We start from the raw sequence: 23,583 nt of genomic DNA on the forward strand, positions 1-23,583 counted from the left end.
ACTGCTGTTTATAAAGCAATTTGCACAGTTTGTGTGCAGACTATGCCTGCGCGACCCGGAAGGCGGGGGTGTCAGCCCGCCTTCTTCAGATAGCGCGCCCCGAGAATTTCTGCGATCTGCACGGCGTTGAGCGCCGCGCCCTTGCGCAGATTGTCGGAGACGACCCACAGGTTGAGACCGTTATCGACGGTGGGGTCGGAGCGCAGCCGGCTGATATAGGTCGCATACTCGCCCACGCATTCGACCGGCGTGACGTAACCGCCATCCTCGCGCTTGTCGACGACGAGACAACCCGGCGCCTCGCGCAGGATGTCGCGCGCCTCATCGTCGGAAATCTCCCGCTCGAATTCGAGATTGAGCGCTTCGGCATGCCCCACGAAAACCGGCACGCGCACACAGGTCGCCGTCACCTTGATCTTCGGATCGAGGATCTTCTTGGTTTCGACCATCATCTTCCATTCCTCCTTGGTCGAGCCGTCTTCCATGAAGGCGTCGATATGAGGAATGACGTTGAAGGCGATCTGCTTGGTGAAGAACTCCGATTCCTTCGGATCGTTCACGAAGATGGAGCGCGTCTGGGTGAAGAGCTCATCCATCGCCTCCTTGCCCGCGCCGGAAACCGACTGATAGGTCGACACCACGCAGCGCGTGATCTTCGCCGCATCGTGCAGCGGCTTCATCGCCACCACCATCTGCGCCGTGGAACAATTCGGGTTCGCGATGATGTTCTTCTTGGTGTAACCGGCAATCGCGTCGGCATTCACTTCCGGCACCACGAGCGGCACATCCGGGTCCATCCGCCACTTCGACGAATTGTCGATGACGACGCAGCCCTTGGCTGCGATCTTGGGCGCCCATTCCGCCGACATCTCGCCGGACGTCGCCATCAGGCAGATATCGGTGCCCGCGAAATCATAGGTATCGAGCGCCTTCACCTTAAGCGTGCGCTCGCCATAAGAGACTTCCGTCCCCTGGCTGCGGCGCGAGGCAAGCGCCACCACCTCGTCGGCGGGGAACTCGCGCTCCGCAAGGATGTTGAGCATCTCCTGGCCCACATTACCCGTGGCACCGAGGACGGCGACCTTGTAGCCCATATCTGGCTCCTTCCTGAGAACCGCCCGTCCCGGGCGATTTTCCGGCGGGTCGGGCTGTCTTTTGGATTATCCGTTCAGCTTGTCGAGCGCCGCGAGGATCGCGTCGCCCATCTCGGTCGTGCCGACTTTTTTCATGCCGTCCTGCATGATGTCGCCGGTGCGCAGGCCGTCGGCCAGCACGGTATCCACGGCTTTCTCCAGCAGGTCGGCATCCGCGCCAAGCTCGAAGGTGTAGCGCAGCGCCATCGCGAAGGAGAGGATGGACGCAATCGGGTTCGCAGCCCCCGTGCCCGCAATATCCGGCGCGGAGCCATGCACGGGTTCGTACATCGCGCAGGCCTTGCCGTTCGCATCCTTCGCACCGAGCGAGGCGGAGGGCAGCATGCCGAGCGAGCCGGTGAGCATGGACGCAATATCGGACAGCACGTCGCCGAAAAGATTGTCGGTCACAATGACATCGAACTGCTTCGGGTTACGCACGAGCTGCATGGCGCAATTGTCGGCCAGCATGTTCTCGAGCGTCACATCGGAGAACTTCTCCTTGTGCAGCTTCGCAACCTCTTCGTACCAGAGCACGCCCGATTTCATGACATTGCGCTTCTCGACCGACATCACGCGATTGTCGCGCTTGCGGGCAAGATCGAACGCGACTTCCGCGATACGGCGGATTTCGCCCGTCGTATAGACCTGCGTATCGACACCGCGCCGTTCGCCATTGCCGAGATCGGTGATTTCCTTCGGCTCGCCGAAATAGACACCGCCGGTCAGCTCGCGCACGATCATGATGTCGAGACCTTCGACGATCTCGCGCTTCAGCGACGAGGCATCGGCAAGCGCCGAGAAGCAGAGCGCCGGCCGCAGATTGGCGAACAGTTCGAGATCCTTGCGCAGACGCAGCAGGCCCGCCTCGGGGCGCCCTTCATAGGGGACGTTATCCCATTTGGGTCCGCCGACCGCACCGAGCAGCACGGCATCGGCCTTCTTCGCCTTTTCGACCGTCTCGTCCGTCACAGCCACGCCATGCGCATCATAGCAGCAGCCGCCGACAAGCTCGTTCTCGATGTCTGCATCGAAACCGCGCTTGTCGTTGTACCAGGCGATGACGCGCTCGACTTCGCCCATCACTTCCGGGCCGATACCATCACCGGCGACGATCAGGATCTTCTTGCTCATACTCGGTCTTTCGTTTTCTTGTCGTGGTGCGGACGATGCTCGGCAGGATCAGACCCAGGGCTGGACTTCTTTCTGCTTCGTCTCGTAATCGGCGATCTCGTCTTCCTTCTGAAGCGTCAGGCCGACATCGTCGAGACCTTCCATCAGACAATGCTTGCGGAAGGGATCGACGTCGAACTTGATGACGCCGCCATCCGGCCCGCGAATTTCCTGCGCTTCGAGATCGATGGTGACGACCGCGTTGGACCCGCGCTCGGCATCGTCCATCAGCTTGTCGACTTCTTCCTGCGGCAACACGATCGGCAGAATGCCGTTCTTGAAGCAGTTGTTATAAAAAATGTCGGCAAAGCTCGGCGCGATGATGCAGCGGATACCGAAATCCAGAAGCGCCCAGGGCGCATGTTCGCGCGACGAGCCGCAGCCGAAATTGTCGCCGGTCACGAGGATCTGCGCATTCCGGTAGGCCGGCTTGTTCAGCACGAAGTCCGGGATTTCCTTCTTGTCGTCGTCATAACGCATTTCGTCGAACAGGTTCTTGCCGAGCCCGGTGCGCTTGATCGTCTTCAGGAACTGCTTGGGGATGATCATGTCGGTATCGACATTGATCATGTCCAAGGGCGCCGCGACGCCTTCCAGTTTGGTGAATTTTTCCATCTTCTGCTGTTCCCGTTCAATCAGTCGAAATCGCGCACATCGACGAAGTGGCCGGCGATCGCCGCCGCCGCCGCCATGGCGGGCGAGACGAGATGCGTGCGCCCGCCGCGGCCCTGACGGCCTTCGAAGTTGCGGTTGGAGGTGGAGGCGCAACGCTCGCCCGGCTCCAGCTTGTCGGCATTCATCGCCAGGCACATGGAGCAGCCCGGCTCGCGCCACTCAAAACCCGCTTCGATGAAGATCTTGTCGAGACCTTCCTTCTCCGCCTGCTCCTTCACGAGACCCGAGCCCGGCACCACCATCGCGCTGACGGTGGAGGCGACCTTCCGCCCCTTGTCCAGCGCCTTCTGGGCGATGACCGCCGCGGCGCGCAAATCTTCGATGCGGCCATTGGTGCACGACCCGATAAAGGCGCGGTCGATCTTGACCTCCGTCATCGGCGTGCCTGCCGTGAGGCCCATATAGTCCAGCGAACGCTGCATGGCGCGCGCGCGATGCTCGTCCGGCTGGCTCTTGGGATCCGGCACGACATCGGTGATCTTCACCACGTCCTGAGGCGAGGTGCCCCAGGTGACGAGCGGCGGCAGATCGGCGATGTCGATGGTGATTTCCTTGTCGAACACCGCACCTTCGTCGCTCGGCAGCGTCTTCCAGTACTCGACCGCCATCTCCCACGCCTTGCCCTTGGGCGCGCGCGGGCGGCCTTCCAGATAGGCATAGGTCTTTTCGTCCGGCGCGATGAGGCCGGCGCGGGCGCCGCCTTCGATCGTCATGTTGCAGACGGTCATGCGGCCTTCCATGGAAAGGTCGCGGATCGCCTCGCCCGCGAACTCGATCACATAACCGGTGCCGCCCGCCGTGCCGATCTCGCCGATGATCGCCAGCACGATGTCCTTCGCCGTAAAGCCCTCAGGCGCCTTGCCCACCACATTGATGCGCATGTTCTTGGCCTTGGACTGGATCAGCGTCTGGGTCGCGAGCACATGCTCGACCTCCGACGTGCCGATGCCATGCGCCAGCGCGCCGAAGGCGCCATGCGTGGAGGTGTGGCTGTCGCCGCAAACGATGGTCGTGCCGGGGAGCGTGAAGCCCTGTTCCGGCCCGACGATATGCACGATGCCCTGGCGGATATCGGACATTTCCAGATATTCGACGCCGAAATCCTTGGCGTTGTGTTCCAGCGTCTCGACCTGGAGCTTCGATTCCGGATCGGAAATGCCATGCGCCCGGTCGGTGGTCGGCACATTATGATCGGCAACCGCCAGCGTGCGCTCGGGGCGGTGCACCTGACGATGCGCCATACGCAGGCCTTCGAACGCCTGCGGGCTGGTGACTTCATGCACCAGATGCCGGTCGATATAGAGCAGGCAGGTTCCATCCTTCTGCTCTTCCACCAGATGGGCATCCCAGATCTTGTCGTACATGGTGCGGGGCGCCATGGCTCCAATCCTCTCTGTCGTCTCCGGCGCCGTTTACTTACGCGCCGTTATTTTCAAAGGCATGTCGGAATGCGCTGGATATGGGACGCACTCCGGAACGAAAAAAGCGGGCCCGGGCGCTCCGGCGCCCTGCCCGCTTTTCGAAGATGGTTTTCTGCTCTGTGAGAGCGGCCGAAATCAGGCGGCGCCGTTCTTGTCTTCGCGACGGGCTTTATGGTCCTGTTTCTCGGTAATTCGGGCTGCCTTGCCGCGCAGGCCACGCAGGTAATAGAGCTTCGCACGACGGACGCGGCCGCGGCGCAGCACCTTGATCGAGGCGACAAGCGGGCTGTAGACCGGGAAGACGCGTTCCACGCCTTCGCCGTAGGAAATCTTGCGGACGGTGAAGTTTTCCTGCAGGCCCGAGCCGGAACGCGCAATGCACACGCCCTCGAATGCCTGAAGGCGCTCGCGCGAGCCTTCCACCACCTTCACATTGACCTGCAGCGTGTCGCCCGGCGCGAATTCCGGGACGTCCTTGGTCGCTGCCAGCGATGCCATCTGCTCCTGCTCGAGCTGCTGGATGATATTCATAACGATCAACCTCGAATGTGAAGGCCTTCCGGGCAAAATGCCTCCGGAAGCGCGGTTCACTATCACGTTTTAATCCGTATGGCGACCACCTTTGGGCGATTCCGTGAGGAATTTTTCCCAAAGGTCCGGCCGCCGCGTTCTTGTCAGCTCCTCGGCCCGCTCTCTGCGCCATGCGTTAACCTTTGCATGGTCGCCGGAGGTCAGAACCGCCGGAATTTCCCGTCCTTCGAAAACCGCAGGCCGGGTGTAGTGCGGGTATTCAAGCAACCCGCTCTCGAAACTCTCGTCCTCGCCCGAAAGCCCGCTGCCCATCACGCCGGGCAGCAGCCTTACACAGGCATCGATCAGTGCCATCGCGGCCGGTTCGCCGCCGGAGAGTACGAAATCCCCGAGGCTTACCTCTTCCATGGACCGCGCCTCGATCACGCGCTGGTCCACCCCTTCAAAACGCCCGCACAGAAGCGTCACACCGGGCCCGGCGGCCAGCTCCCGGACCCGTTTCTGGGTCAGCGACTTACCCCGAGGGCTCAAATAAATCAAGGGCTTGGCGCTATCCGGCCGATGCACCGCATCCACCGCCGCCGCCACCACATCGGCCCGCATCACCATGCCCGGACCGCCGCCTGCCGGCGTATCGTCAACGCTGCGGTGTTTATCGCTCGCGAACCCGCGAATGTCCACAGCCCTGAGCCGCCATGTGCCCTCTTCGAGCGCCCGCCCCGCCAGCGAAATGCCGAGCGGGCCGGGAAACATGGACGGAAAGAGGGTCAGCACGTCGGCTTCCCATACTCTTTCCGGATCGGAGGCGCCGGCCTTACTCATCCGCCGCCTCCTCATCTTCTTCGCCAAAAGTGCCGATCGGCGGGTCGATCACGATCTTCCCGCCTTCGATATCCACTTCCGGCGCATTTTCCGCCGTGAAGGGCATCAGCACCGTGGCGCCGCCGCCTTCCGGCGAGATTTCCAGCAGGTCGCCCGCGCCGAAATTCTGGACGGCCGCGACCTTGCCGTAACGGGTCCCGTCGGCACCGATGGCGGCCAGACCGACCAGGTCGGCGTAATACCAGCCTTCCTCGTCCTCATCCGGCTCGGGCAGACGCTCCCGTGACACGTAAAGCTCCGTGCCCCTGAGCGCCTCGGCCTCGTCGCGGTCGGTGACGCCCTCAAGCGCGCACAGGGCAAGGCCCTTGGCGACGCCTTTGAAGTCGATCCCGAAGCTGCGACCGCCGTCCTTTGTCTCCACCGGCCCATAGGCGGCAATGCCGTCGGGCGCCTCGGTGAAGAATTTCACCCGGACCTGGCCGCGCACGCCATGCGCGCCGGCGATGACGCCGAGACAGACTCTCTTGTCCGTGCTCATAAGGCGATCTCCGCGCGGCGCTCACATGGCACGAGATCAGGCCTCGGCCTGCTCTTCGCCGGCGGCTTCTTCGGCAGGGGCTTCCTCGGCGGGAGCCTCTTCGGCCGGGGCCGCCTCGGCAGCAGCCGCTTCCTCGGCCGCCATACGGGCAGCTTCGAGGCGTTCCTGCGCCTTCGCCTTCGGCTTGGCCTTCTCCGGATTGTTGCTCGGCTTGCGGTTCCACAGGCCGGCATCCGTCAGGAAGCGCGCGACACGATCCGTCGGCAGAGCGCCATTGTCGAGCCAGTGCTTGGCGCGCTCGGTGTCGAGCACGACGCGCTGATCGCCGTCCTTGGGGAGCATCGGATTATAGGTGCCGAGCTTCTCGATGAAGCGGCCATCGCGCGGGAACCGGGTGTCGGCCACGACGATACGGTAGATGGGGCGCTTCTTGGTGCCGCCACGGGAAAGCCTGATCTTGAGTGCCATATGTCTACTTCCTTCGTTGAACCTTGCCGCCGCTTTATTGACCTTGCGGCGGATAACCTGTTGATCCTGAAAGGCCCGATATGCGCGGGCCCGAAACGCGAAATTCTATTTGCGCCGCTTTTTCTTGGGGCTCTTGGTCGCCTTGCGCCCGCCACCCGGTGCGCCGAAACCACCGCCCGGAAGGCCGGGAAGACCGCCGGGCATGCCGCCGCCCATGCCGCCGGGAAGCCCCGGCAGACCGCCACCGGGCGCGCCACCACCCTGATCCATCAGCTTTTTCATCGCTTCCGGATCCTGCGCGGCCTCCGGCGGAAGCTCGGGCATCCCGCCGCCACCGCCGAACAGCTTGCTCATCATGCCGCCGCCTTTCTGCTTGCCCATCTGCTTCATCAGATCGGCCATCTGGCGGTGCATTTTCAAAAGCTTGTTGATTTCCGAGACATCCGTGCCCGAGCCCTTCGCCACACGCTTCTTGCGGCTGGCATTGAGGAGCTTGGGATTGCGGCGCTCCGCCTTGGTCATGGAGGAGATGATCGCGCCCTGACGCTTGAAGACGCTGTCGTCCATATTGGCGCCGGCCATCTGCTTGGAGCTCAAACCGGGGAGCATGCCCAGCACGCCCTTGATGCCGCCCATGCGGCCCATCTGCTTGAGCTGCTCGGCCATGTCGTCCAGGTCGAACTGACCCTTCCGCATCTTCTCGGCGATCTTGTTCGCCTTGTCGGCGTCGATCGTCTCGGCGGCTTTTTCCACCAGCGATACGACGTCGCCCATGCCGAGAATGCGGCCCGCCACGCGGTCGGCCTTGAAATCCTCGATGGCGTCGAGCTTTTCGCCCGTGCCCAGCACCTTGATCGGCACACCCGTGACCGCGCGCATGGAAAGCGCCGCGCCGCCGCGCCCGTCGCCGTCGACGCGGGTAAGGACGATGCCGGTCACGCCGATCCGATCCTTGAAGTTCTCCGCCACATTGACCGCGTCCTGACCGGTCAGGCTGTCGGCGACGAGCAGCGTTTCATGCGGATGGGTCGCGTCGCGCACCTGCGCAACCTCGGCCATCAGCTCTTCGTCGATATGGATACGGCCCGCCGTATCGAGCATGACGACGTCATAGCCGCCGAGCCTGGCCGCCTCCATGGCGCGCCTGGCGATGGCGACCGGCTGCTGACCCTCGACGATGGGCAGCGTCGCCACCCCCGTCTGCTCGCCCAGCACTTTCAGCTGTTCCTGCGCGGCGGGGCGGCGCGTATCGAGCGAGGCCATCAGCACCTTGCGCTTGTCGCGCTCGGTCAGCCGTTTGGCGATCTTGCCGGTCGAGGTCGTCTTACCCGAGCCCTGCAGGCCCACCATCATGATGCAGACCGGCGGAGCGGCCGCGAGCGAGATCGAGCTGTCGGCCCCCTCGCCGCCCAGCATCTCCACCAGTTCGTCATGGACAATCTTGATGACCTGCTGGCCGGGCGTCACGGAGCGCAGCACGTCCGCGCCCACCGCGCGCGCCTTCACCTTGTCGATGAAGGAGCGGGCGACCGGCAGCGCCACATCGGCCTCCAGCAGAGCCCGGCGCACCTCGCGCATCGTCTCGTCGACATCCTTCTCGCTCAGCGAGCCGCGGCCCTTGAGTTTGGTGAAGACGTCGCCCAGACGGCCTGACAGGTTTTCGAACATGGGGCCCTTTCAGCCTTCAAGTTCCGGTGGCACAAAGCAAAATCGCCTCCGCGAACGAATATCGTCGGCGGAGGGGGACCCCGGCAAAACGCCTGGGGCGGTCGGGAAAACGGCAATGTCCCGAAAAACGTGGGCGGAAACTAGGGTTTGGAGGCGATTAAGTCAAGTTTCAGAGCCCAACCATCACCTGCCGCGGATATTCGCTTGCCCTTGGTCGCGGCAGGGTCGATTTTACGCCTCCTCAACCACCAAACGGCAAGGAACACGACTTTGACCGACGACGTCATCGTGCGCGACAGCAACGGCACGGAACTCAATGACGGGGATTCCGTCACTCTTATCAAGGATCTGAAGGTCAAAGGCACCTCCCAGACCCTCAAGCGCGGCACGCTGGTGAAGAACATCCGCCTGACGGCCAATCCCGGCGAGGTCGATTGCAGCACCAAGCAGGTCAAGGGACTGGTGCTCAAGACCGAGTTTCTGAAGAAGGCCTGAGCCGCCCTTCCGCGACCGGAACCAGAAGGGCCCGGCGCTTACGCACCGGGCCCGCATCGTCTCGTGGAACGGCCGGATTACTTCTTCTTCGCGGCCTTCTTGGCGGCCGGCTTGGCAGCCGGAGCCACGGCGGCGGCTTTCTTCGCGGCGGGTTTGGCAGCCGGTTTCGCGGCCTTGGCCGCAGCGGGTTTGGAAGCCTTGGCAGTTTTCGTCGCCATGTCGATCATCCATGCGGCCTTGTTGCGCATGGGTCCGTCACCGGAAATCTCCGGCCGGTACGAGCAAGCCCGGGCCGACCGCAAACCGATGCGGGCTCTCTCGACGGCCACGGAGGCATCCTTAGCCTTGTCTCGTGAATCACCTCCGGGCGACCCGACAAAAACTCTATGGAAGGTTTGAAATTCCGGCAAATGGAATCCGTCAGATAACGGAGGATCAGGAGCCCCACAGGAACGCCGGATGACTGCCCTGACCGGCCCGCCGCCCTCTCCTCCGCCCGGTTCCGCCGAATCTTCATTCCACTGGCAATTTTGGGCCAAAAGCGCCATATATCCCCTCATTATGGCAGCCATGACCGCAACACCCCGTCCCATGCCGTTCCGCAAGATGAACGGCCTCGGCAACGACTTCGTCGTGCTGGATCTGCGCGCGCATCCGCTCGCGCTGACGGAGGAGCTTGCGCGCCGCATCGCTGACCGGGAAAACGGCGTGGGCTGCGACCAGTTCATCACCATCGAACCGGCGCGCACCGGCGGCGACGCCTTTATGGGCATCCGCAACAATGACGGCGGCGCGGTGGAAGCCTGCGGCAACGCGGCCCGCTGCATCGGCCAGATCCTGCTGGACGAGACGGGCAAGGACGCCGTCACCATCGAGACCCCGAGCGGCGACACGGTCGCAACGCGCGGCCCCGAGGGAACCATCACCGTCGACATGGGCGAGCCGCGCCTCGGCTGGGACGAAATCCCGCTCTCCGAAGAATTTCGCGACACCCGCGCCATCGAACTCGAAGTCGGCCCGCTGGGCGATCCGATCATGCATTCGCCCGCCGTGGTGAATGTCGGCAATCCGCATGCGATCTTCTTCGTCGACGATGTGGACGCGATAGACCTCGGCCGCATCGGCCCGATGCTGGAACACCATCCGCTCTTTCCCGAGCGCGCGAACATCTCCGTCGCGCAGGTGCTTTCGCCGACCCATATCCGCATTCGCACATGGGAGCGCGGCGCAGGCCTCACCAAGGCCTGCGGCACGGCGGCCTGTGCCAGCGCGGTCGCCGCGATCCGCCGCCGCAAGACGGAGCGGACCATGACGGTAAGCCTGCCCGGCGGCGACCTGACGCTCGAATGGCGCGAGGCCGACAACCGCATCTATATGACGGGCCCCGCGACTCTCGACTATGAAAGCGAACTCGACCCCGCGCTTCTTTCGGGAGGGGCGGCATGAGCGAGAAGAAGCCCACCGAAATCGTGACCTTCGGCTGCCGCCTCAACACCTATGAATCCGAGGTGATGCGCGGCCATGCGGCGGAAGCAGGGCTCGAAGGCGCCATCGTCTTCAATACCTGCGCCGTCACGGGCGAGGCGGTACGCCAGGCCAAGCAGGCGATCCGCAAGGCGCGCCGCGAAAACCCGGAAGCCCGCATCATCGTCACCGGCTGCGCCGCGCAGGTGGACCCGGAAAGCTTCGGCGATATGGGCGAGGTCGATCTCGTCATCGGCAATGCCGAAAAGATGGAAGCGGCAAGCTGGACACCCGCCCGCGCGCTACATGCGAACGAAAAGATCCGCGTCAACGACATCATGTCGGTGCGCGAAACCGCCGGCCATCTGGTGCAAGGGCTGGAAGGCCGCGCCCGCGCCTTCGTCCAGGTGCAGAACGGCTGCGATCATCGCTGCACCTTCTGCATCATTCCCTATGGCCGGGGCAATTCGCGCTCCGTGCCCGCGGGCGAAGTCGTCTCCGAGGTCCGGAACCTCGTCGAAAACGGCTACCGCGAAATCGTGCTGACGGGCGTCGACATCACCTCTTACGGATCGGACCTGCCCGGCAGGCCCTCGCTCGGCAATCTCGCGACCCGCATTCTGAAGCTGGTGCCGGAACTGGAGCGTCTGCGGCTTTCCTCCATCGACAGCATCGAAGCCGACGACGCGCTGATGCGCCTCATCGCTGAGGAAGAGCGGCTGATGCCGCATCTCCATCTATCGCTGCAGTCCGGCGACAACATGATCCTGAAGCGCATGAAGCGCCGCCATTCGCGCGAGGACGCCATCGCCTTTTGCGAGGAAGCGCGCCGCCTGCGCCCCGACATCGTGTTCGGCGCGGACATCATTGCCGGCTTCCCGACCGAGACCGACGAGATGTTCGAGAACTCGCTGCGGCATGTCGATGAATGCGGCCTCACCTGGCTGCATGTCTTTCCCTATTCGCCGCGCCCCGGCACACCCGCCGCGCGCATGCCGCAGGTGGAACGCGGCCTTATCAAGACCCGCGCCGCCCGCCTTCGCCAGAAGGGCGCCGAGCGCCTGCGCGCCCATCTGGAATCGGGTCTCGGCGCCACTTGCCCGGTGCTGATGGAAACCGGCACGATGGGCCGCACGCATCAGTTCACGCCGGTCAGGCTCGAAGGCGGCAAGGCGCAGGCAGGCGACATCCTGCCGGTGCAGCTCGCCGGGCATGACGGCAAGCGTTTCAAGGGATTATTGGCTGCATGAGCGAAAGCGAAACCCAGGACGACGCCGGAAGCGAAACCGGATCGGAAGAAAAGAAAAAGGGCCTCTTTCGCCGCATGAAGGAGGGGCTCTCCCGCTCCGCGAAAAACATCTCCGAAGGCGTCACCGGCATCTTCACCAAGCGCAAGCTCGACGACGAGACGCTTGAAGAGCTGGAAGACCTGCTCATCTCCGCCGATCTCGGCATCGACGCGGCCTCGAAGATCACCGCCCAGATCCGCAAGGACCGTTTCGACAAGGAAGTCAGCCCGGAAGAAATACGCGAGGCGCTGGCCAGCGAGATTGCGGACATCCTCAGACCGGTGGAAAAGCCCTTCGAGATCGACGCAACGAAGAAGCCCTATGTGCTGCTCATGGTCGGCGTGAACGGCGCTGGCAAGACCACCACCATCGGCAAGATCGGCGCAAAGCTGATCGGGGAAGGAAAATCCGTCATCCTGGCGGCCGGCGACACCTTCCGCGCGGCAGCCGTGGAACAGCTCAAGGTCTGGGGCGAGCGCATCGGCGCGCCCGTCGTCACCACCAAGCTCGGGGGCGATGCGGCGGGCCTTGCCTATGAGGCCATTGCGCGCGCCAAGGAAGAAGGCGCCGATGTCGTGCTGATCGACACGGCAGGCCGCCTCCAGAACAAGGCCGATTTGATGGCGGAGCTCGAAAAGGTGATCCGCGTCGTCAAGAAGATCGAGCCCGAAGCGCCCCATGCGACGCTGCTGGTGCTCGACGCCACCACAGGCCAGAACGCGGTGAACCAGGTGGAGATTTTCGGCAGCACAGCGGGCGTCACCGGCCTTGTGATGACCAAGCTGGACGGCACGGCGCGCGGCGGCATCCTGGTTGCCATTGCCGAAAAATTCAGCATGCCGGTCCATATGATCGGGGTCGGCGAAAGCGTGGAAGACCTGCAGACCTTCTCGGCGGACGCCTACGCGAAAGCCATTGCCGGGGCGAACTGATCCGATAGGCGGATTGGTCTCGTAGAAAGTAACGGACGGCTCGATACATAACTGCGGAGTCCGGAATGACCGAGACGAAGGCCGAGACCACATCTAAAGACACCCATGCGGGCATGACCGGCTCTCAATGGGGCCGCATGGCCATCGAGCTGGGGCCGCTGGCCGTGTTCTTCATCATGAACGCCCAGGCCGACAATCTGTTCGGCGTGCCCGAAAGCCAGACGATCTTCTGGGCCACCGGCGCTTTCATGATCGCGACAGCCGTCTCGCTCGGCGTGTCCTATGCGAAATTCCGCCATATCCCCACCATGCCGCTCGTCACCGGCGTCTTCGTGATGGTTTTCGGCGGGCTGACGCTCTGGCTGCATAATGACGAGTTCATCAAGCTGAAGCCCACCATCGTGAACCTTCTGTTCGCAACCGCGCTGCTGGGCGCTGCGATGATGGGCAAGCCGCTGATGAAGAAGCTCTTCGACGGCGCGTTCGACCTCACCGATACGGGCTGGATGATCCTCTCCGTGCGCTGGGGGCTCTTCTTCGTCTTTCTCGCCATCGTGAACGAAGTCGTCTGGCGCAATTTCTCGACCGACTTCTGGGTCAGTTTCAAGCTCTTCGGCGTGACGCCCATCACCCTCGTCTTCGGCATGGCACAGCTGGGCGTGCTCACAAAGCATGCGCCGGAAAAGCCCGACGACGAGAAAGCAGAAGCCATCCAGCCTGCGGAGTAGGCCTCACTCCTCTTCCGGATGCAGTTCACGGTCTTTCGTCTCCGGCAGGAACAACAGCCCGATCACGAATGTCATCGCGGCGATGATGACCGGATACCACAGCCCCGAATAGACATTGCCCGTCGCCGCCACGATGGCGAAGGAAACCGTCGGCAGGAAACCGCCGAACCAGCCATTGCCGATGTGATAGGGCAGCGACATGGAGGTATAGCGGATCCGCGTCGGAAACAATTCCACCAGCGCCGCCGCGATCGGGCCATAGACCATCGTCACCAGCAGCACGAGCATGAAGAGCAGCGCGACCACCATCGTATAGTTGATGCGCGCCGGGTCGGCCGCCTTCGGATAGCCGGCATCACGCAGCACGGTTTTCAGCGTGGCGGTAAAAGCCGCGCGTCTGTCCGCCGCGCCATCCTGCGTGGCGTCGAAAGACGCAAGCTCCGCATCCCCCACTTTCACAATCGCCGCCGCCCCGGCGGGCGCGGCTTCATTGCTGTAAGGAATGCCGTCCTTCGCCAGTGCCGACTTCGCCACATCGCAGGATGAGGTAAAGGACGCCGTGCCGACCGGATTGAACTGAAAGGAACATTCCGCCGGATCCGCGACAACCACCACCGGCGCTTCGCGCTGCGCCGTTTCAAGCGCGGGATTGGCGAAATGGGTCAGCGCGGTAAAGATCGGGAAATAGCTCAGCGCCGCGATCAGACAGCCGGCCAGGATGACCGGCTTGCGGCCGATCCTGTCCGACAGCGAACCGAACACGATGAAGAAGGGCGTCGCCAGCAGCAGGGCGCCCGCAATCAGCAGATTGGCCGTCTGCCCGTCCACCTTCAAAATCCGCGTGAGGAAGAAGAGCGCATAGAACTGGCCCGTATACCAGACCACCGCCTGCCCCGCTGTGAGACCCAGCAGCGCGATCAGCACGATCTTCAGATTGGGCCATTTGCCGAAACTCTCCTTGATCGGCGATTTGGAGAGCGTGCCCTCCTCTTTCATCTTCTTGAACAGCGGCGACTCGTTGAGCTGCACGCGGATCCAGACGGATATACCGAGCAGAATGATCGAAAGAATGAAGGGGATACGCCACCCCCAGCTTTCGAATGAGGCGCCGTCCATGGAGAGCCGCACACCCAGAATGACCAGCAACGACAGGAACAGACCCATCGTCGCCGTCGTCTGGATCCATGAGGTATAATTGCCGCGTTTATGCGTCGGCGCATGTTCCGCGACGTAGATCGCCGCGCCGCCATATTCGCCGCCCAGCGCCAGCCCCTGCGCCAGACGTAACGCGATCAGAATGACCGGCGCCGCCATGCCGATGGTCGCGTAATTGGGCAGAAGCCCCACGATGAAGGTCGACAGCCCCATGATCGTGATGGTGATGAGGAAAGTGTATTTGCGGCCCACCAGATCGCCCAGCCGGCCGAACACCAGCGCCCCGAAAGGCCGGACGGCAAAACCCGCCGCGAATGCGAGCAAGGCGAAGATGAAACCCGCCGTCGGGTTCACGCCGGAAAAGAACTGAACACTGATGATCGCAGCGAGCGAACCGTATAGGTAAAAGTCGTACCACTCGAAAACCGTGCCCAGCGACGAGGCGAAAATCACCCGCCGTTCTTCACGCGTCATCTTGTGCTTATAGGCCTGCTCACCGCCCGACAATTCGGCCACGTCGTTTCCTCCCCCGATGTAGCGGCCCGTCGCCTTCTGCGCGAAACGGGCCTCCTCCACCGAAGATCATGCCCAAACGAGGCAGGATCGCCAAGCGACGAAAACACGAACCCCTCAGCCCGCGGAGGGGGCGGCGGGAAAGAAATTTCCGTTCTCGCCCTCCGGATTGCCGAAGGGTACAATAGCCGATTTCTCCTTAACGCTGCGATATTGCGTGAGCGCCCAATAGACGCTTGGAAAGGCAAGCTCTTGCCACGGAATATCGTCCCAGGCGAAGAGAGCGACTTCGAGGCTTTCCTCGCCGGCGGAAAATTCGGGCCGGGCCAACGTTGCGCGATACATGAGTTGCACCTGCGAAATGCGCGGAATGTTGTAGACCGCCAGCAGGTCGCGAATGACGATTTCAGCATTCGCTTCTTCACGCGCCTCACGCTTCGCACCGTCTTCGGTCGTCTCGCCCTGCTCCATGAAACCCGCCGGCAATGTCCAAAATCCCCGGCGCGGCTCGATGGAACGGCGGCACATCAAGAAACGCTCTTCATGTTCGACCACCGATCCGACCACGATCCGCGGATTCACATAGTCGATGAAACCGCATGCATCGCACACATCGCGCGCGAGATTGTCCCCATCCGGCACGCGACGGGAAAAGGCGACGCTCTCTTCCCGTCCCGGCTCCTGGGGCTTGGGCACGCGATGCGTCACTTTTTCGCGCATTGCAGTTTGTTCATCTTCTTTATCGTTTTGGTTGCCGCTCGTCATCGCCGTGTCACTTTTCGTCATTGCCGCTTATCGTTACCGCGCATCCGGAAGGGTCTGTCTGCCCACGGAGTTACGCAGCTGCCGCCGGGATTTCAGCCGGAGCGGCGCCTTATTGCTCCGGCTACAGATATACGCGACACATAAGCACGATTCTTTCGCCCTTGCCTCTTGCGCGGCAGGGGTCCTCAGGTGCATATGATGATAGATCGGCGCAGACGTTCAGGCCATATCCCGGCACGCAGGCATACAGATATGCGGTGCTTTCATGGCCGGTCATCGCGCGCCGGGCAGCGTTACCTTCTGCATTCGGTTTATCCGGCGAGGCAACGCGTCCAAAAGCACAACATGGCTTAAGCCAGCCGTCGGCTTTCCGTATGCGGCCCGTTTCCCGCGGATCACTCCGGCGACAAACATCTGAAGGAAAAATTGCATGGCCCCGAGGAAGACTGCCGGAAGTTTCGACCTTGAAAGCTCGCTGAGTCATTTGCTGCGCCGCGCGCAGCAGTTCGCCTATGACCAGTTCGTACAGCAGATGGGCGACAGCTCGCTCACGCCGCGTCAGTTCATCGTGCTGTTCGCAGTCAACGAGGAAGAAGGCCTGAGCCAGACCGATCTGGTGAACCGCACGGGCATCGACCGCTCGACGCTGGCCGACATGATCAGCCGCATGATCAAGAACGGCCTGCTCGCCCGCAAGCGTACCGCCGAAGACGCCCGCGCCAATTCCGTACGCCTGACCGCAGCCGGCCGCCGCGCGCTCAAAAGCGCCATGCCGCGCGCCCTGGCCGCCGAGAAGGCGCTTCTCGACATCATGCCCAAGACCGTCCAGTCGGATCTGATGAAGGCGCTCAGCCATCTGAACGAAGCCGTGGAAGGCATGAAGGCAGAGGAAGCCGCCGCGCCCGCCAAAAAGGCGCCGGCCAAGCGCGCCCCGGCCCGCAAGAAACCGGCTGCGAAAAAGCCCGCCGCCCGGAAGGCCCCGGCCCGCAAGCCGGCAGCGAAGAAGACGACGGCCCGCAAGAAGAAGTAAGCCGTCTGCCTCTACTGCCCGGCGGCGGGAGTCGCCGGGTTTGCGGCCCGCAGCGCCGGAAGGATATCGTTCTCGATACTTTCCGGTGTGAGCGGGCCGACATGTTTCACGACAATCCGCCCCTCGCCATCGACCACATAGGTTTCCGGAACGCCATAAACGCCCCAGTCGATGGAGGCCTGCCCCCTGGCGTCGGCGCCGATCCGGTCGAACGGGTCCCCAAGTTCGGAAAGGAAACGCCGCGCAGCCCGCGGATCGTCCTTGTAGTTGATCCCGTAAAGCGGCACCTCGGGGTGCTTTTGGCGGAACTCGACCAGCATCGGCATTTCCTCGCGGCACGGCACGCACCAGCTCGCCCAGACATTGACGATGCTCGCCTTGCCCCCGCGCAAATTTCCATCGGCCAGTCCCGGGTGCGGAAGCCCTTCGACCGGTGGCAGGTCGAACACCGGCACTTCACGCCCGATCAGCGCCGAGGGCACACGGGACGGATCCCCGTTGAACAGCGCCACAAGGAAGAAACCGGCCAGAACGAAGAAAACAACGGCAGGGATCAGCGCCAGCAGCCGCCGTCTTCCGCCCGTGGAAGGCTCGTCGGTCACGCGCCGCCCTCCGGCTTGCGATCCCGGCGTCGCGTTTCGAGCTTGTCCACCAGACGTTTCTGCGCCCTGAGATCGGTGACGCTCTGCCAGATCACGCCGATAAAGACGAGCGCGGCCAGCCCGTAGCTTGGCCAGACGAAGGCGGCATATCCGCCCATATAGAAAAATTCGGCCATTTCCGCCCTACCCTTCGGCCCGGCGCAGGCTCATCGCCCGCACACGCCGCCTGAGCACTTCCGCCCGCATCCGCACCAGCAGCATCACGAAGAAGAACAACGTGAACCCGATGGCCAGCGTCATCAGCGGAACGAGCATGGACGACGCAACGGTCGGCCCGTCCATCCGAAACACGCTGGCCGGCTGATGCAGCGTGTTCCACCAGTTCACCGAATAATGAATGATCGGCACATTGACGAAGCCCACCAGCGCCAGCACCGCCGCCGGCCGCGTCGCCGCATGCGGGTCGTCGATAGTGGCGCGCAGCGCCATATAGCCCAGATAGATGAAGAACAGGATCAGCACCGAGGTCAGCCTTGCATCCCAGACCCACCAGGTACCCCACATCGGTTCGCCCCAGAGCGAGCCCGTGACCAGCGCCAGAAAGGTGAAGGCCGCCCCGATGGGCGCCGCCGCCTTGGCGCAGACATCGGCGATCGGATGGCGGAACACGAGCGCCACGCCGCTCGACACCGCCATCACCGAATAGACGAAGAGCGACAGCCAGGCCGACGGCACATGGATATACATGATCCGCACCGTCTCACCCTGCTGATAGTCAGGCGGAGAAGCGAACAGCGCAAAATAGAGCCCCGCCGCCATCACCACCGCCGTAAGCACGCCGAGCGGCGCGACAAGACGGCCCGACAGCGCCATGAAGCGCGTGGGATTGGCGAAGGCCTGGAGCCGCTGCGAGGCGGTGAGCATGGTCATGCCTGTGATGTAGCCCGGCAGGGCGTGAAACGGCAAGAGAGCGGGGCGATTTGTGATCCCGACATAAGGTCGCGCCTCATTCCAACGCACTCCCTATTTCAGCGCAGCTCTGAGCCCCGCCGCCGCGGCCACGGGGCCGATGACGAGGCTTGCCAGCGTCACGGCCCCGAGAAAGCTGAGTGCCTGCATCATGACGCCGGGCGGCGCGCCCGAAATCGCCTCATCCGCCGCCCCGACGCCGAAAATCAGCACCGGGACATAGAACGGCACCACAAGCAGCGAGGCGAGCAGGCCGCCCCGGCGCACCCCGACGGTCAGCGCCGCTCCGATGGCGCCCAGAAAGCTCAATGCGGGCGTCCCGATGGCCATCGACAGGATGAGCGGGGGAAACACATTCACCGGCAGGTTGAGCAACAGGCCCAGAAGCGGCGCGGCGACCAGCAGCGGCAACCCCGTTGTCAGCCAATGGCTGAACGCCTTGGCGGCCGCGATCACCTCCAGCGGCAAGGGCCCCATGGCGAGGAGGTCGAGCGTTCCGTCTTCGAGGTCGGCCTGAAACAGACGTTCCAGCGTCAGCAGCGAGGAAAGCAGCAAGGCCACCCACAAAATGCCCGGCGCAATCTGCGCCAGCAGCGACAGGTTGGGCCCGACGCCCACCGCGACGACACTCACCGTAATCAGGAAAAAGAAGACGGCCATGCCGCCGCCGCCGCCTGCGCGCACGGCCAGCCGCAAATCCCGCGCGATCAATGCTGCAATGGCGCGTCCCATCAGGCCACCTGCCGGCGAGGCGAAAGATCGAGCGTCAGCTGGCGCTTGAGCCCCAGTTCGAGATGCGTTGCCGCCACGATGAGCCCGCCCAGCGCCAGATGCGCCTCCATGAGCTCCGCCAGGATGGCAGTCGAGGCCTTGTCCAGCGCGACGCTGGGCTCGTCCAGCAGCCAGAGGGGGCGCGGCGCCACAAGAAGCCGCGCCAGCGCCAGCCGCTTGCGCTGCCCGGCGGATAGATAGGCTACCGAGAGATCGGCGAGATCGCCAAGCCGCACGGCGTCGAGCGCGGGCAGAACATCGCGCGCGCCGCCTGCCCCGTCCAGAAACGAACTCCAGAATCGGAGCGTCTCTTCCACCGAAAAGGCGGGCTTCAGCGCGTCCAGATGGCCGAGATAATGCGCCTGCTCGCCAACCGATATGTCCGCCTTGCCGCCATCGAGCGTCAGATGCCCCTCGGCCAACTCCACAAGACCGGCAATCTGGCGCAGCAGACTCGATTTCCCCGCCCCGTTGGGGCCCACCAGCACAAGCGCCTCGCCGCTCGCCACCTCGAAGCCGAGACCCTGATAGACGAGCCGTCCGCCCCGGATGCAGGCAAGATCGGACGCCCGCAATGTCATCTTTCGCGCGGCGGGCGCCGCCATCGCATCTTCAAATATCGTCAAAATTCCCGCCCCGTCCCTTGCCGGCGGCAAACCGCGTGGCGCCTGCGACCGTTTCACCGGAAGCAAGCACCTTCCGGCCATGTGTGAACTCGTTTGCCAGGGCCTGATCGTAAGGCAGGTCCCATTGCTCATAGGCCGACATCCGGTCGTGACGGAGGCAGCCTTGCGGAAAACGCGCAATCTGCTGCGCCAACTCTTCCGCGGTCTCCCGCGCCGTCCCCGGCTCCGCGATCCGGTTCGCAAGACCCATTTGCAGTGCTTCCTCCGCATCGACCGGACGGCCGGTGAGAATGAGATCCATCGCCCGCGAATGACCGATGAGCCGCGGCAGACGTACCGTGCCCCCATCGATCAGCGGCACACCCCAGCGTCGGCAGAATACCCCCATCGTGGCGTCGCGTTCCATGACGCGCATGTCGCACCACAAGGCGAGTTCCATGCCGCCCGCCACCGCATAACCGGAAATCGCCGCGATCACGGGCTTGGAAAGCACCATGCGCGAGGGCCCCATCGGCCCGTCCGCGGCAAGCCTGTCCGCTTCCAGGCCGGTCCCCGGCGACGTCATGCGGTTGGCGCCGCCTTCCCCGCCCCGGGATACCGCTTTCAGGTCCGCGCCCGCGCAGAAAGTTCCGTTCTCGCCATGAAACACACCGACAAGTGCATCCTCGTCGCGCTCGAAATCGAGAAAGGCTTGCGCCAGTGCATCGGCGGTTTCGCGATCCACCGCATTTTTCACATCCGGCCGGCTGAGCACGATCGTCGTGACGGCACCGTTTTTCTCCGTTCTCACCGCATTCATCGCCGTCTCCCCTGAACTGTTCCGTGATGCTCATTATCATGGCTCAAGACCGCGCGCGAAGCATGGCATTAGCCGATGAAAGTCATTATAGTCCGCCGCGTCACGAACAGCGGCCCGCAACGACAGATCGGCGGCGTATCGACAGCGGCGTTGGAGAGCGTGCGTAACACGCATCGCGCCACATCGTATCGCATCGCATTCCCGGGTCCGGCAAGCAGCATCGAGGATCGAACTGATGGCGAAAAAGGCAGTGGCGAAGGCCAGTAAAAAGGCCCCCGCAAAGAAGCCCGTAGCGAAAAAGAAAGCGGCGGCGAAAACCGCCACCGCGAAGAAGACCACGGCAAAGAAGGCGCCCGCGAAAAAGGCACCTGCGAAAAAGACCCCCGCAAAAAAGACCGTAGCCAGCAAGGCCGCTCCCAAGAAGGCAGCCGCCACCCGGAAACCGGCGGCAAAGAAACCGGCCGCTAAAAAGCCTGCTGCGAAGAAGACGACGGCCAAGCCGGCCGCGAAGAAGGCAACCGCGACCAGAAAGCCGGTCGCCCGGAAAGCCGCACCGAAAAAAGCCGCGACCACCAAAAAGGCGAGCACGGCGAAAAAAGCGACCGCCGCCAAGAAGCCGGTAGCAAGGAAGGCGCCTGCGAAGAAGACGGCGGCAAAGAAGCCCGCCGCCCGGAAAGCAGCTCCCAAAAAGGCCGCTCCCAAAAAAGTCGCCCCGAAAAAGGCAACCACGACCCGCAAGACCGCGACGGCCAAGCCTGCCGCTCGCAAGACGGCGGCTGCGAAAAAGCCTGCCGCAAAAAAACCTGTAGCGAAGAAAGCGGCGCCCAAGAAGACCGCCGCGACCCGCAAGGCGACCCCGGCCAAAAAGACGACGACGGCCAGGAAGGCGGCGCCTGCGAAGAAAGCCGCGACGGCACGCAAGCCCGCTGCGAAGACGGCGCCCGCCCGCAAGGCGGCACCTGCCCGCAAGACGGCGGCCAAGCCGGCAGCAAAGCCCACGGCCCGCAAGGCCCCCGCGAAGAAAGCCGCGCCCAAAAGCACGGCAAAGAGCGGCGGCAGCTTCGGTGCCAAAAAGACCCTGAAGGTCGGTCGGCGCACCTACACCTATTACAGCCTGCCCGACGCGGCGAAGGCCGGTCTCGACGGTATCGAGCGTCTGCCTCTTTCGCTGAAGGTGCTGCTGGAAAACCTGCTTCGCCATGAAGACGGCCGCACCGTCACCGCCGACGACATCCGCGCGGTGAAGGAATGGATGGTGAACCGCACCTCCACCCGCGAAATCGCCTATCGCCCGGCTCGCGTGCTGATGCAGGACTTCACCGGCGTTCCCGCCGTGGTGGACCTCGCGGCCATGCGCGACGCCGTGAAGACGCTTGGCGCCTCGACGAGCAAGATCAACCCGCAAGTGCCGGTGGATCTCGTCATCGACCACTCCGTGATGGTGGACAAGTTCGGCACCGCGCTTGCCTTCGAGCAGAACACGGAAATCGAATATCAGCGCAACCGCGAACGCTATGAGTTCCTGCGCTGGGGCTCCAAGGCCTTCGATAATTTCCGCGTCGTGCCGCCCGGAACCGGCATCTGCCACCAGGTGAACCTCGAATATCTGGCCCAGACGGTCTGGACCAAGAAGGAAGGCCGCACGGAAGTCGCCTATCCCGACACCTGCGTCGGCACCGACAGCCACACCACCATGGTGAACGGCCTTTCGGTTCTCGGCTGGGGCGTGGGCGGCATCGAAGCCGAAGCGGCCATGCTCGGCCAGCCGGTCTCGATGCTCATCCCGGAAGTCATCGGCTTCAAGCTCACCGGTGAGCTTGCCGAAGGCATCACGGCGACCGACATGGTGCTCACCGTCACCGAAATGCTCCGCAAGAAGGGCGTGGTCGGCAAGTTCGTCGAATTCTACGGCGATGGCCTGCAGCATCTTTCTCTCGCCGACCGGGCGACCATCTCCAACATGGCTCCCGAATATGGCGCGACCTGCGGCTTCTTCCCGGTCGACAACGAGACCCTGAAATACCTCAAGGCCACGGGCCGCTCCGAAGAGCGCATCGCGCTGGTCGAGGCCTATCTCAAGGCGCAGGGCATGTTCCACGAGCCGGACATGGAAGAGCCGCTCTTCACCGATACGCTGGAGCTGGACCTTGCCGGTGTCGAGCCGAGCCTGGCCGGCCCCAAGCGTCCGCAGGACCGCGTCGGCCTGTCGAAGGTGAAGGACAACTTCGAGAACGCCCTGACGGGCGAATTCGGCAAGGCGTCGGAAGCCGACAAGCGCGTCCCCGTCGAAGGCGAGGATTACGACATCGGCCATGGCGACGTAATGATCGCCGCCATCACCTCCTGCACCAACACCTCCAATCCGAACGTGCTCGTCGCGGCCGGCCTCGTCGCCCGCAACGCCCACAAGCTCGGCCTGAAGGTGAAGCCCTGGGTGAAAACCTCTCTCGCCCCCGGGTCGCAGGTCGTGACCGACTACCTCACCAAGTCGGGTCTGCAGAAAGACCTCGATGCGATGGGCTTCAACCTTGTCGGCTATGGCTGCACCACCTGTATCGGCAACTCCGGTCCGCTGCAGACGGAAATCAGCCAGGCGATCAACAAGAACGACATGGTCGTCTCGTCGGTGCTGTCGGGTAACCGCAACTTCGAAGGCCGCGTGAGCCAGGATGTGAAGACGAACTATCTCGCTTCGCCCCCGCTCGTCGTCGCCTATGCGCTGGCCGGTTCCACCCGCAAGAACCTGACGACGGAACCCATCGGAACGGGCTCCAACGGTCAGCCGGTCTATCTGAAGGACATCTGGCCCTCCTCCAAGGAAATCGCAGAGATCGTCCATGCCTGCGTCACGCCGGAAATGTTCCGCGAGCGCTATGCCAACGTCTTCGACGGCGACGACAAGTGGCAGAGCATCAAGGTCACCGGCGGCAACACCTATAGCTGGGACGACAATTCCACCTATGTCCAGAACCCGCCCTACTTCGAAAACATGACGAAGAAGCCGGGCAAGCTGGAA

General features: G+C 63.4%; 25 protein-coding genes and 1 pseudogene. 8 read left to right on the forward strand and 18 right to left on the reverse strand.

Annotated elements, in window-relative coordinates; translation table 11 throughout:
• Positions 1–71: 71 nt before the first annotated feature.
• The 9 genes from CMI59_RS07120 to ffh form a co-directional block, all read right to left on the reverse strand.
• Complete coding sequence (locus CMI59_RS07120) at positions 72–1,094, reverse strand: aspartate-semialdehyde dehydrogenase (RefSeq protein ID WP_293326616.1); 1,023 nt, start codon at positions 1,092–1,094, stop codon at positions 72–74.
• Between the two features lie 66 nt (positions 1,095–1,160).
• Positions 1,161–2,267, reverse strand: coding sequence for a 3-isopropylmalate dehydrogenase (leuB, locus tag CMI59_RS07125; RefSeq protein ID WP_293326619.1), 1,107 nt, complete (start codon positions 2,265–2,267; stop codon positions 1,161–1,163).
• A 48-nt stretch (positions 2,268–2,315) separates the two neighbouring features.
• The gene (gene leuD / locus CMI59_RS07130) at positions 2,316–2,921 is read right to left on the reverse strand and encodes a 3-isopropylmalate dehydratase small subunit (protein WP_293326622.1); all 606 of its coding nucleotides are present in this window, start codon (positions 2,919–2,921) and stop codon (positions 2,316–2,318) included.
• 20 nt (positions 2,922–2,941) lie between these two features.
• Entirely contained in the window at positions 2,942–4,360 is a 1,419-nt protein-coding gene (leuC, locus tag CMI59_RS07135; protein ID WP_293326625.1) for a 3-isopropylmalate dehydratase large subunit, read from the reverse strand.
• Between the two features lie 177 nt (positions 4,361–4,537).
• A complete protein-coding gene (rplS, locus tag CMI59_RS07140) occupies positions 4,538–4,933 on the reverse strand; it encodes a 50S ribosomal protein L19 (RefSeq protein WP_293326628.1) in 396 nt (131 codons plus the stop codon).
• 69 nt (positions 4,934–5,002) lie between these two features.
• Positions 5,003–5,755: a tRNA (guanosine(37)-N1)-methyltransferase TrmD gene (gene trmD / locus CMI59_RS07145; RefSeq protein WP_293326631.1), complete on the reverse strand. Its 753-nt coding sequence runs from the start codon at positions 5,753–5,755 to the stop codon at positions 5,003–5,005.
• Positions 5,748–6,293 carry a ribosome maturation factor RimM gene (gene rimM, locus CMI59_RS07150; protein ID WP_293326634.1) on the reverse strand — a complete coding sequence of 182 codons (546 nt, stop codon included), beginning with the start codon at positions 6,291–6,293 and terminating at the stop codon, positions 5,748–5,750. Before rimM ends, trmD begins: the two co-directional genes overlap by 8 nt.
• A gap of 36 nt (positions 6,294–6,329) precedes the next feature.
• Entirely contained in the window at positions 6,330–6,761 is a 432-nt protein-coding gene (gene rpsP, locus CMI59_RS07155; protein WP_293326637.1) for a 30S ribosomal protein S16, read from the reverse strand.
• Positions 6,762–6,866: 105 nt separating this feature from the next.
• Positions 6,867–8,429 (reverse strand): signal recognition particle protein, encoded by a 1,563-nt coding sequence (ffh, locus tag CMI59_RS07160; protein ID WP_293326640.1) that lies wholly within the window; start codon positions 8,427–8,429, stop codon positions 6,867–6,869.
• Between the two features lie 270 nt (positions 8,430–8,699).
• Here ffh and CMI59_RS07165 point away from each other — a divergent pair, with 270 nt between their 5' ends.
• Positions 8,700–8,924 carry an alkylphosphonate utilization protein gene (locus CMI59_RS07165; protein WP_293326643.1) on the forward strand — a complete coding sequence of 75 codons (225 nt, stop codon included), beginning with the start codon at positions 8,700–8,702 and terminating at the stop codon, positions 8,922–8,924.
• Between the two features lie 77 nt (positions 8,925–9,001).
• Here CMI59_RS07165 and CMI59_RS07170 read toward each other — a convergent pair whose 3' ends face one another.
• The gene (locus CMI59_RS07170; protein ID WP_293326646.1) at positions 9,002–9,172 is read right to left on the reverse strand and encodes a hypothetical protein; all 171 of its coding nucleotides are present in this window, start codon (positions 9,170–9,172) and stop codon (positions 9,002–9,004) included.
• Between the two features lie 322 nt (positions 9,173–9,494).
• Here CMI59_RS07170 and dapF point away from each other — a divergent pair, with 322 nt between their 5' ends.
• The 4 genes from dapF to CMI59_RS07190 all read left to right on the forward strand — a co-directional run bounded on the left by dapF (position 9,495) and on the right by CMI59_RS07190 (position 13,337).
• A complete protein-coding gene (gene dapF / locus CMI59_RS07175) occupies positions 9,495–10,370 on the forward strand; it encodes a diaminopimelate epimerase (protein ID WP_293326649.1) in 876 nt (291 codons plus the stop codon).
• Complete coding sequence (mtaB, locus tag CMI59_RS07180; protein WP_293326652.1) at positions 10,367–11,638, forward strand: tRNA (N(6)-L-threonylcarbamoyladenosine(37)-C(2))-methylthiotransferase MtaB; 1,272 nt, start codon at positions 10,367–10,369, stop codon at positions 11,636–11,638. Before dapF ends, mtaB begins: the two co-directional genes overlap by 4 nt.
• On the forward strand, positions 11,635–12,609 hold the full coding sequence (gene ftsY, locus CMI59_RS07185) for a signal recognition particle-docking protein FtsY (protein ID WP_339613860.1): 975 nt from the start codon (positions 11,635–11,637) through the stop codon (positions 12,607–12,609). The genes mtaB and ftsY overlap by 4 nt, the downstream gene beginning before the upstream one ends.
• Positions 12,610–12,674: 65 nt before the next feature.
• Positions 12,675–13,337: a septation protein A gene (locus CMI59_RS07190; RefSeq protein ID WP_293326655.1), complete on the forward strand. Its 663-nt coding sequence runs from the start codon at positions 12,675–12,677 to the stop codon at positions 13,335–13,337.
• Positions 13,338–13,340: 3 nt separating this feature from the next.
• Here the strand turns inward: CMI59_RS07190 and CMI59_RS07195 are convergent, their stop codons facing one another.
• Entirely contained in the window at positions 13,341–14,966 is a 1,626-nt protein-coding gene (locus CMI59_RS07195) for an MFS transporter (protein ID WP_293326675.1), read from the reverse strand.
• A 156-nt stretch (positions 14,967–15,122) separates the two neighbouring features.
• On the reverse strand, positions 15,123–15,725 hold the full coding sequence (locus CMI59_RS07200) for an NUDIX hydrolase (RefSeq protein ID WP_293326658.1): 603 nt from the start codon (positions 15,723–15,725) through the stop codon (positions 15,123–15,125).
• Between the two features lie 475 nt (positions 15,726–16,200).
• Here CMI59_RS07200 and CMI59_RS07205 point away from each other — a divergent pair, with 475 nt between their 5' ends.
• Positions 16,201–16,800, forward strand: coding sequence for a MarR family winged helix-turn-helix transcriptional regulator (locus tag CMI59_RS07205; protein WP_293326660.1), 600 nt, complete (start codon positions 16,201–16,203; stop codon positions 16,798–16,800).
• Positions 16,801–16,811: 11 nt separating this feature from the next.
• Here the strand turns inward: CMI59_RS07205 and CMI59_RS07210 are convergent, their stop codons facing one another.
• From CMI59_RS07210 to CMI59_RS07235, 6 genes are all read right to left on the reverse strand, one after another.
• Positions 16,812–17,402, reverse strand: coding sequence for a DsbE family thiol:disulfide interchange protein (locus tag CMI59_RS07210; protein WP_293326662.1), 591 nt, complete (start codon positions 17,400–17,402; stop codon positions 16,812–16,814).
• Entirely contained in the window at positions 17,399–17,578 is a 180-nt protein-coding gene (gene ccmD / locus CMI59_RS07215; RefSeq protein ID WP_293326665.1) for a heme exporter protein CcmD, read from the reverse strand. The genes CMI59_RS07210 and ccmD overlap by 4 nt, the downstream gene beginning before the upstream one ends.
• A 7-nt stretch (positions 17,579–17,585) precedes the next feature.
• Positions 17,586–18,326 (reverse strand): heme ABC transporter permease, encoded by a 741-nt coding sequence (locus tag CMI59_RS07220; protein ID WP_293326677.1) that lies wholly within the window; start codon positions 18,324–18,326, stop codon positions 17,586–17,588.
• A gap of 99 nt (positions 18,327–18,425) precedes the next feature.
• Positions 18,426–19,103 carry a heme exporter protein CcmB gene (gene ccmB, locus CMI59_RS07225; RefSeq protein WP_293326669.1) on the reverse strand — a complete coding sequence of 226 codons (678 nt, stop codon included), beginning with the start codon at positions 19,101–19,103 and terminating at the stop codon, positions 18,426–18,428.
• Complete coding sequence (gene ccmA / locus CMI59_RS07230; RefSeq protein ID WP_293326680.1) at positions 19,103–19,723, reverse strand: heme ABC exporter ATP-binding protein CcmA; 621 nt, start codon at positions 19,721–19,723, stop codon at positions 19,103–19,105. The genes ccmB and ccmA overlap by 1 nt, the downstream gene beginning before the upstream one ends.
• Positions 19,724–19,754: 31 nt before the next feature.
• The gene (locus CMI59_RS07235; protein ID WP_293326672.1) at positions 19,755–20,567 is read right to left on the reverse strand and encodes a crotonase/enoyl-CoA hydratase family protein; all 813 of its coding nucleotides are present in this window, start codon (positions 20,565–20,567) and stop codon (positions 19,755–19,757) included.
• Positions 20,568–20,802: 235 nt separating this feature from the next.
• On the opposite strand from CMI59_RS07235, the pseudogene CMI59_RS16885 reads away from it, so the two are divergent.
• Together CMI59_RS16885 and acnA are read left to right on the forward strand one after the other, a co-directional pair.
• Positions 20,803–21,357: pseudogene (locus CMI59_RS16885) on the forward strand (hypothetical protein); the annotation flags it as partial.
• 288 nt (positions 21,358–21,645) lie between these two features.
• The coding region (acnA, locus tag CMI59_RS07245) for an aconitate hydratase AcnA (RefSeq protein WP_293326682.1) at positions 21,646–23,583 on the forward strand (1,938 nt) is incomplete at its 3' end.

This window comes from Parvibaculum sp. (assembly GCF_002684405.1).
In the GTDB taxonomy this organism is placed as follows: domain Bacteria; phylum Pseudomonadota; class Alphaproteobacteria; order Parvibaculales; family Parvibaculaceae; genus Parvibaculum.